Origin of the sequence: Microcoleus sp. Pol10D4 (assembly GCF_036701555.1) — a bacterium.
Taxonomy (GTDB): Bacteria; Cyanobacteriota; Cyanobacteriia; order Cyanobacteriales; family Microcoleaceae; genus Microcoleus.
This window is the reverse complement of the sequence record NZ_JAUBRA010000040.1, coordinates 58,772-66,769: the sequence shown is the minus strand read 5'-3', so window position 1 is coordinate 66,769 and position 7,998 is coordinate 58,772. Positions and strand designations below refer to the sequence as shown.

The 7,998-nt window shown below is 45.8% G+C and carries 7 protein-coding genes; 2 read left to right on the top strand and 5 right to left on the bottom strand.

The window, feature by feature from the left end; genetic code table 11:
* The first annotated feature begins 81 nt into the window (after positions 1-81).
* The gene (locus tag QUA36_RS19485; RefSeq protein WP_333458778.1) at positions 82-1,128 is read left to right on the top strand and encodes a CHAT domain-containing protein; all 1,047 of its coding nucleotides are present in this window, start codon (positions 82-84) and stop codon (positions 1,126-1,128) included.
* Between the two features lie 225 nt (positions 1,129-1,353).
* Here QUA36_RS19485 and xseB read toward each other — a convergent pair whose 3' ends face one another.
* Positions 1,354-1,581 carry an exodeoxyribonuclease VII small subunit gene (gene xseB, locus QUA36_RS19480; RefSeq protein WP_333082161.1) on the bottom strand — a complete coding sequence of 76 codons (228 nt, stop codon included), beginning with the start codon at positions 1,579-1,581 and terminating at the stop codon, positions 1,354-1,356.
* Positions 1,578-2,747, bottom strand: a complete 1,170-nt coding sequence (gene xseA / locus QUA36_RS19475) for an exodeoxyribonuclease VII large subunit (RefSeq protein ID WP_333458777.1) — start codon at positions 2,745-2,747, stop codon at positions 1,578-1,580. Before xseA ends, xseB begins: the two co-directional genes overlap by 4 nt.
* A gap of 236 nt (positions 2,748-2,983) precedes the next feature.
* Between xseA and QUA36_RS19470 the strand changes: the two genes are divergently transcribed.
* Positions 2,984-3,718 carry a hypothetical protein gene (locus tag QUA36_RS19470; protein WP_333456182.1) on the top strand — a complete coding sequence of 245 codons (735 nt, stop codon included), beginning with the start codon at positions 2,984-2,986 and terminating at the stop codon, positions 3,716-3,718.
* A 59-nt stretch (positions 3,719-3,777) separates the two neighbouring features.
* On the opposite strand, the gene gmk is transcribed toward QUA36_RS19470, so the two are convergent.
* The 3 genes from gmk to QUA36_RS19455 form a co-directional block, all read right to left on the bottom strand.
* Positions 3,778-4,347, bottom strand: coding sequence for a guanylate kinase (gene gmk, locus QUA36_RS19465; protein WP_333458776.1), 570 nt, complete (start codon positions 4,345-4,347; stop codon positions 3,778-3,780).
* An 81-nt stretch (positions 4,348-4,428) separates the two neighbouring features.
* Entirely contained in the window at positions 4,429-4,695 is a 267-nt protein-coding gene (gene remA, locus QUA36_RS19460; RefSeq protein ID WP_333046047.1) for an extracellular matrix/biofilm regulator RemA, read from the bottom strand.
* 1,017 nt (positions 4,696-5,712) lie between these two features.
* Positions 5,713-7,815 carry a M3 family metallopeptidase gene (locus QUA36_RS19455; protein WP_333455291.1) on the bottom strand — a complete coding sequence of 701 codons (2,103 nt, stop codon included), beginning with the start codon at positions 7,813-7,815 and terminating at the stop codon, positions 5,713-5,715.
* Between the last annotated feature and the right edge of the window lie 183 nt (positions 7,816-7,998).

Sequence of the window (7,998 nt, the reverse complement as noted above, 5' to 3'; positions counted from 1 at the left end):
TTTTTTTCTAATTAACTACTTTTAGCGATTTTATCATGATCTGACGTCTGTCTCACATTTATTTGAAATGACTATAATTGTTTGGATGGGATTGAGGAATTGATTGTGATTCCGCATTTGTATTTGCATCAGATTCCGCTGGCGGCATTGCCGATAGAACCTCCCCAACCGAGGGCGGGCACGGGGGCACCGCCCCTACGAAGGGTGTTCCTTGGTGACAAATTCCTGATTCGTTACGTACCCAGTTGCCGAATCTTGGAGTATTGCAATCAACGCCCAACCATCGAATCGCCGAAATACGGGATTGTGGAAAATGCCACTGATGACTTGTACTTCACTCCTTTTGAGTGCGAACAAATTTCCGAAATTTTGACCAAACCTGAGCGCTTAAAAGGAAGTCAAGAAGCAACAGTCGCAGCCTATCGAAACCTCGCCCAAAATGTGAATATCATGCACTCCAGCCACCACGCTGTCTCGCGTTTGGACAATCCTTTAGAATCGCGCTTGTTTTTAGGAGACGGGAGTATCACGTTAGGGGAATTGATGACACCTGGCTGGCGCTTGCCGCAGTTATCCGATGTGTTTATGTCCTGCTGCGAAACTAATTTAGGAGGGACGGAAATTACCGATAATCTTCTTAGTTTGGGAACGGGTTTTTTGTGTGCGGGTGCTCGGAGTGTGGTCAGCACTTTGTGGGCGGTGGATGATTTTGCTAGTTCGCTGTTTTCGATTTTTTACTATCACTATCGTCGGGAAGGTTTGAGTCGTCCAGAGGCTTTGTGGCGGGCACAGGTGAGGTTGCGGACAATTTCGGGTGCGGAGTTGAAAGAGCTTTATCAACCGCAAATCGATCCGTTGCTTCAGAGAATTATTGGGGATTTGAAGTCAAAATTGGCTGTGGTTCAAAAGGAAAAACAGGAGTTAAAATTGCGGCAGAAATCCTACAAAAAGGAGACGGATGAGTTTAATAAGTTGGGGGCGGAGTTGAAGAAAATAACGAAGCGGGAGAATCAGATTCAGAAACAGAAGAAAGGATATGAAAGTTTGAAAAAAAATATTTACACTCTGTCAAATCCTTTTGATGATTTGAGTTATTGGTCGGGGTTTATTTGTCAGGGTTTGCATTGACTAGACTTACGCACTTCGGTTGAAGAAACCGGGTTTTTTACCGAATCTTTCGGCTGCAACTCGTCTTTTTGTAGAAAAACCCGCTTTCTGGGCCCCTATGCTAAATCCTATGAATTTAACACTCCTTTTAGCGAGGACTTTCGCTATGCAACAGGGAATTAATTCCCTATCGGACTTTCGGTAAAACGCGCTATTTCATCCACATTAATCCGAGTTTATCTCCGCTTAAAAATCGGGTTCTGCGGCTAAAAGCTCGATCGACAAATCCATCTGTTCCTTCCCCCGCGCCAAAAAGCTTTCGCACTCCTGCCAACACTCCACAGCCACCCCAAACTGCTCGAAAACCTCCTCTAGAGGCAACTCTCCCGATTCCACCCGATCGATAATCGCTTCAATTCGATCGACCGTTTCCTCATAATTCCAGTCAGACTGGCGCAACTGTGAATCAATCATAACTTTTCTTCTGCATCCAATACTTCTACAATCTTAACTTTCACCCGGCCCCGACTCAACCTCACAGTCAATTCCTCTCCCAATTCCAAACCGTCAGTTGTGCGGACGATCGTACCGTCATTTTGGATTACCGCCGCATAACCCCTTTGCAAAACCGCAGCCGGATTCAGTGCAGATAACTTTTCTTGCAATACCTCCAGTTTACCAGTTGCTTGCCGCAAAGTTCGGGATGTCGCAGGCAAACGTTTTAATCGATTTTGTAACAGTTGCAAATGCTTTTCTTCTGTCTGAAATCTGGCCCGCACAGCACTTGTTAAATTGACCATTCGCTGCTTGTGTTCAAAGTAAATATCTGCCAAAATTGGTACAGCTTGAGCCGCCGCCGCAGTCGGAGTATGGGCTCGTTTATCTGCTACTAAATCGGCGAGAGATTCGTCTCTTTCATGCCCGATACCTGTAATAATTGGAATCGCACAATTGGCGATCGCCCTGACAACTCTCTCATCATTAAAACAAGCCAAATCTTCCGCAGAACCGCCGCCGCGCCCTAAAATGATCACATCAGCCCTACCGTCCAATTCTACACGGGCGATCGCCCTAGCAATCGCAGCCGCAGCCAATTCTCCCTGCACTCCTGTTGGCGACAGCAACACCCGCAAACCTGGATATCTTTGGGCTAGAGTCCGCTGAATGTCTCCCCAAGCAGCGCCGGTATCGGATGTCACCACGGCCACAATTTGCGGGTGTGCGGGAATCGGGCGCTTTCTGGCGGGATCGAAGAAACCCTCAGCATCCAAGCGCGATCGCAATTGCTGTAACCGCAAAGCCTGCAATCCTTCCCCAGCCGGTAGCGATTGCACAACAGTCAACTGGTACTCGCCGCGATTTTTGTAAACCCGGATGCTTCCCAAAACCAGCAACTGTTCGCCTTTTTCCGGGATTTGCACCAATTTTTGCCGCTGAGAATTCCACACCACGCAGCGAATAGCAGCGCTTTTGTCGGTGTCGCACAAAGTGAAAAAGCAGCCGCTGGGGTGGTGCGAAACGTTGGACACCTCGCCTGTCAGCCAAACTGATTGCAGGTTGCGATCGCCCTCCAACAAGTCTTGCAGGTAAGATGTTAGTCCGGCAACAGATAAAGCTGTATCGGGAAGAATTGAAGTCATCCAATTTTAGATTTTAGATTTTAGATTTTAGATTTAGGCTACTATCAATACTTCGGACAGTGTGCGATTGCCAAGCGTAAAATAAGGGTGTCAGGACGATTGCAGCATCGACTTCCTAACGAAAAATCAAGGGTTTCCGACTAGGATCTCAAAATAGTCCGGACTATTGTAGTATATCTAAGGTAATTTATTTGTAGGCTGAGCGGGCGATCGTAAATTTAACTGCAAACAAACTAATGATATCAGATACAATGACTTCGATGAATGTGCTGCGCCAAGAGGCTGCGGCGATCGGCATTACTGAGGAAGAAGCCAGAAAATATGGCGACCTCCGACATAAAAGAACTTGGTCTTTGGCGATCGAACATCACCTCTCAATGCAAGATTTTGCCGATCGCATAGAACAATCCTTCACAACTTCCGAACCCGATTCCTCCAGCGCACTCAACCACTCTCAGACTGAAGAGTCGAAAGACTATGGTATTCAGCTAACTGCGAACCTAGGCGAATCTAGAGTAACCAGGGAGAATCAAACAACCTCTCTTGCTTCGCCACAACAGCAAGCAGTAGCAATCGGGCGATCGCACGGCAACTCCGACCACCGCAGCAACCAAAACCGAGGTTTTAAACAAGTAGTTCAAAATCATATTAAAGCATTAACAATTGCATCTGCCTCCCGCACAAATCTGCCCCATTCACAACAGGGCAATTGGGTGTGCCCTGAGTGTGGACAGGAGGGCGAATTGGATTGTTACCTTTGCGCCGGAGAAGGCAATGTAGGGGACATTGCAGTTATTGGCTGGACGCTAGCTTATATGGAAATGTTGGGCTGTTCTGCTCGCGAAATTGAACCGTTGAGAAAAATTTCGCCTTCATTGAATATTCTGGAATTGAATTTAAAAGTTTGTGTTGCTATCAAACAAAGTAGCGAAGTTTTAGCCAGGACGGAGAAATGGGTAATTAGTCATTAGTCATTAGTTATTAGTCATTAGTTATTAGTCATTGGTCATTGGTCATTAGTTATCAGTCATTAATTTCCTGAAAGCTCAACCAAATTAAGTAGTAATTCTAGCTTTTTCAAAGCAACTTCCAAGTCGTCATTAACAACTTGGAAATCGAATTCCCCAGCAGCTTCAATTTCCTCTTTAGCCCGCACCAACCGACGGGCGATCGCACTTTCGGAATCTTGACCCCGACTCCGCAAGCGCCGTTCCAATTCTTCCCAAGAAGGAGGTAAAATAAAAATTCGCAGCGCCTCTGGAAACTTATTTCTAATTTGCCTTGCTCCTTCGAGTTCAATTTCGAGCAATACCCATTTTCCCTCACTGGTACCCTGCTGGAGAGCAAAATAAGGAGTACCGTAAAAATTGCCGGCAAACTCGGCCCATTCCGCCAAATCTCCAGCCTCAACCATTTGTTCAAAACGGCTGCGGCTGACAAAATAGTAATGCTTTCCCTCAATTTCTCCCTCACGGGGCGATCGAGTTGTCACCGATACCGAAAGATATAATTCGGGATGGCGATTGAGGAGCGATCGTACTAAGGTGCCTTTCCCCACACCGCTAGGCCCCGTCAGAACAATTAATTTACCAGATTTCATCTTTTTTAGAATAGAAACGTGTAACAATTTAAGTTTCCGCTTACTTTAGACTGTAAACGCTCAAATTGCAACTGACAAACCTCAATCATCCCGACCTTGACCGTCTTTGCTCACCACAAAACGATTAGCAACCGTTTCCGGCTGAATCGCCGACAGGATGACGTGACTCGAATCTGTAATAATGACCGCTCTCGTGCGGCGGCCGTAAGTTGCGTCAACCAGTTGTCCCCGCTCCCGCGCATCAGTAATAATCCGCTTAATTGGCGCTGACTCGGGACTGACAATGGCAATCACTCGATTAGCAGACACAATGTTACCAAAACCGATATTAATTAATTGAATATCCATGAAAATCTTAATCTGTAGGTGAACTATTAACTATCAATCCTTACTTTTTATTATATACAAATATTTTTTATTACACTCCTAAAATTAATCTCAACTAAGTTTTTTAGTTGAGATTAATTTTTTACCCTTTTGACGCCGAGTCCCCTGTTCTTTATCAAAAATTTAAAAAACACTCGCTGTTGCCGCTCTATCTTAAAGATTCGGTAAACTCCTCGATTTTTAGTTGCAAATAAAAGCATTAGCTGTATCGAGAAAACGGTTCGGAAATGTTGCGAAATATAAATTTAATTTCCAAGACAGGGAATTCAAGTATAATCAGTGCTCAATGACAGCAAATATTCGCAAATGCTGGTTTTATCAGCCTTCAACCTAAACTAAAAGCTGCTGGCGATCCTCATCGTTGGCGTAGCCCCCGTAGGGGCGGGCTTCGCTAACGCACTTTCTGCGCGATTTTCCACCAAAAGATGGGGGATGATGTGCCAAACTACAGATGTTTATTGCATGATCTTTTACAATAAAATGGGTTGGTAGTAAAATTTTTAGTCCTATTAATACCAATAAAAAAGTATTGCTAGAATTATCAATTTTATAATTATTATCAAAATTTTCCGAGTCCCGCACCGGACAAGGCATTGCCGTTTCCCTACAGATGGTAACACGATTATATGTAGCAATAGTTTTTGGGATTAGTATAAAAATCTAAGCGCTTTAGTTGTTACTACAAACATTTTGAATTCAGCACAAGTTAGGCAAAAAGTGGTTTTACGGATGATATGAATTCCTGTTGCATTGGAATGGAATGATTAAACCGCAGAGGGCACAGAGAACACAGAGGAAGAAGAGAAATATAATTCCGATGCTACCGGATTTGATATGAATTATAGCGGTAAGAGTTCATGCACACCGCACCCTACACATACAGGATATGTGTAAATCTTGTTTAACAAAAAACAGGGATTAATGCAGATAAATTCACCCGCATTAATCCCCAGTTATTCCACAGTAGATTAAGCCAGATTAAGCTGCAACTAAACCGCTGTGTTTCAACAAAGCTTTAGTGCTCGGTTCGCGTCCCCGGAAAGTTTTAAACACTTCCATCGGGTGCAAACTGCCGCCCAATCCTAATACTGTATCTCGGAAGCGCTTGCCTGTAGAGGCGATCGCACTTTCATCTTCCAAACCCGCTTCCTCAAACGCCGCAAAAGCATCAGCGCTGAGCACTTCCGCCCATTTATAACTGTAATACCCCGCCGCATAGCCGCCCGCAAAAATGTGTCCGAAAGCGCACAAAAATGCGTCTTCTTCCAGAGGAGGCAAAACGGTGGTAGTTTTAGCAATGCGGTTGCGGACATCGGCCACAGTTTCGCTGCCGCCCGATCGATAGCAGTGGTGCAATTCGATGTCAACGCTGCTAAAATGTACTTGCCTGAGCATGACCGTGCCGCTCATGTAGTGGCGCGCTGCTAGCAGTTTTTGGTAGTAGTGTTCCGGCAAAGTTTCCCCGGTTTCGTAATGCTTTGCCATCCCAAACAAAGTCGCGCGGTCGTAACACCAATTTTCCATAAATTGACTGGGCAATTCCACTGCATCCCACTCAACATTATTGATGCCCGAAGCCCCCGGATAGTCTACCGTTGTCAGCATATGCTGCAAACCGTGACCGAATTCGTGAAACAAAGTTTCGACTTCCAAAAAAGTCATTAAACTCGGTTTGCCGTCAACAGGAGGACTTTGGTTGCACACCAAATAAGCCACCGGCAACCGCGTGGTTGTTTTTCCCGCTTCCACAAATTTAGCGCGCACCACGCACTCGTCCATCCAAGCACCGCCGCGCTTTTCTTCGGGGCGGCTGTAGGGGTCTAAATAGAAATTGGCGATCGTATTTCCGGCTTCGTCATCTATTTGGAAATAGCGCACATCTTTGTGCCACACAGGAGTTTGACCGTCCGCCGCCGTTACAGTCACACCGAACAGCCGCTTTACTAATCCAAATAACCCCTCTAATACCTGTGGCAAAGCAAAGTAAGGTCGCAATTCTTCGGCACTAAAAGCAAACTTTTCTTCCCGGCGCCGTTCCGACCAAAAACCTACATCCCAGTGTTTCAAATCTCCAGCTTCCGGCGCGCCTTTTTCGGCAGCAAAAGCTTTCAATTCTTCCAAATCTTTGACAGCAGCATCATAACTAGCCTGACGCAATTCTTCTAACAAAGCTTCCACTGCTGTCACATCGGGAGCCATTTTGCTCGCCAAGCTCAATTCGGCATAACTACTAAACCCGAGCAAAGCAGCTTTTTCCTGGCGCAAAGCTAAAATGCGATCCGTCAACGGCCAGTTATTCAATTCTCCGCTACTTGCTCTGCCGATAAAAGCTTTGTACAACTTTTCGCGCAAGTCGCGGCGGGTGCTGTGCTGCATGAAAGGGCCGTAACTCGGAAAGTCTAAAGTAATCCGCCAAGGGCCGTTTTCGGCATCCGCATTTTCTTCGCCGGCGCTGCGAGCGGCTTGAGCTGCTAAACTCAACAAACTCGGTGGCAAACCGTCAATTTCGTCTTTGTTTGTGAGGGTGATGCTGAATGCTTTGGTAGCGTCGAGGACGTGATTGGAAAATTGGGTAGTAATTTCAGCCAATTCTAATTGAATGGCATTAAAACGTTCTTTTTGCTCGCCTTCTAAACCGACCCCGGAGAGTTGGGCATCTCGGAGAGCGGCTTCGACAATTCGCTTTTGAGCTGACTCTAAGCTATCCCAATTTTCGCTAGCCCGCAGCGCTTTAAAAGCTTCATAAAGCGGTTTGCTTTGACTGAGCTTGCTCCAAAATTTTACTACTTCCGGCTGCACTGTTTCGTGAGCCGATCGCAGTTCCGGGCTATTTTTTACGCCCATCAAATGTCCGACAATGCTCCAGCTCCAATTTAAACGCTCTCCGAGTCGCTGCAATGGTTCTACTAAGCCGCTCCAAGTCGGTTCTACAGACGATTCTAAGGCAGCTAGCGAGGCTTCTAGTTCGGTCAGCAGTTGGGTAACAGCGGGGACTACGTGTTCTGGTTTGATCGCGTCAAATGGAGGCAATCCTTGACCGATTAGTAACGGGTTATCAGCAATAGTTACGGTTGCAGTCATTGATTTTTCTTGTAACAGGTTGAAAACAGTTGACACTCTCCGGGCTAAAGCCACGGAGATTCTTAATACCACAATTTGAGTCTTAAAGGCGCTGACAAATCGCCTCTACACGCTCAAAACAACTACTAATACCAGAAGTATTGCAATTGCGCTTACTTTTGTCTTTTTATACTTTCAGAGTCC

Coding starts and splice junctions, on each gene's coding strand:
- xseB (WP_333082161.1), bottom strand. CDS start 1,581: ATGATTGATTCACAGTTGCGCCAGTCTGACTGGAATTATGAGGAAACG.
- xseA (WP_333458777.1), bottom strand. CDS start 2,747: ATGACTTCAATTCTTCCCGATACAGCTTTATCTGTTGCCGGACTAACA.
- QUA36_RS19470 (WP_333456182.1), top strand. CDS start 2,984: ATGATATCAGATACAATGACTTCGATGAATGTGCTGCGCCAAGAGGCT.
- gmk (WP_333458776.1), bottom strand. CDS start 4,347: ATGAAATCTGGTAAATTAATTGTTCTGACGGGGCCTAGCGGTGTGGGG.
- remA (WP_333046047.1), bottom strand. CDS start 4,695: ATGGATATTCAATTAATTAATATCGGTTTTGGTAACATTGTGTCTGCT.
- QUA36_RS19455 (WP_333455291.1), bottom strand. CDS start 7,815: ATGACTGCAACCGTAACTATTGCTGATAACCCGTTACTAATCGGTCAA.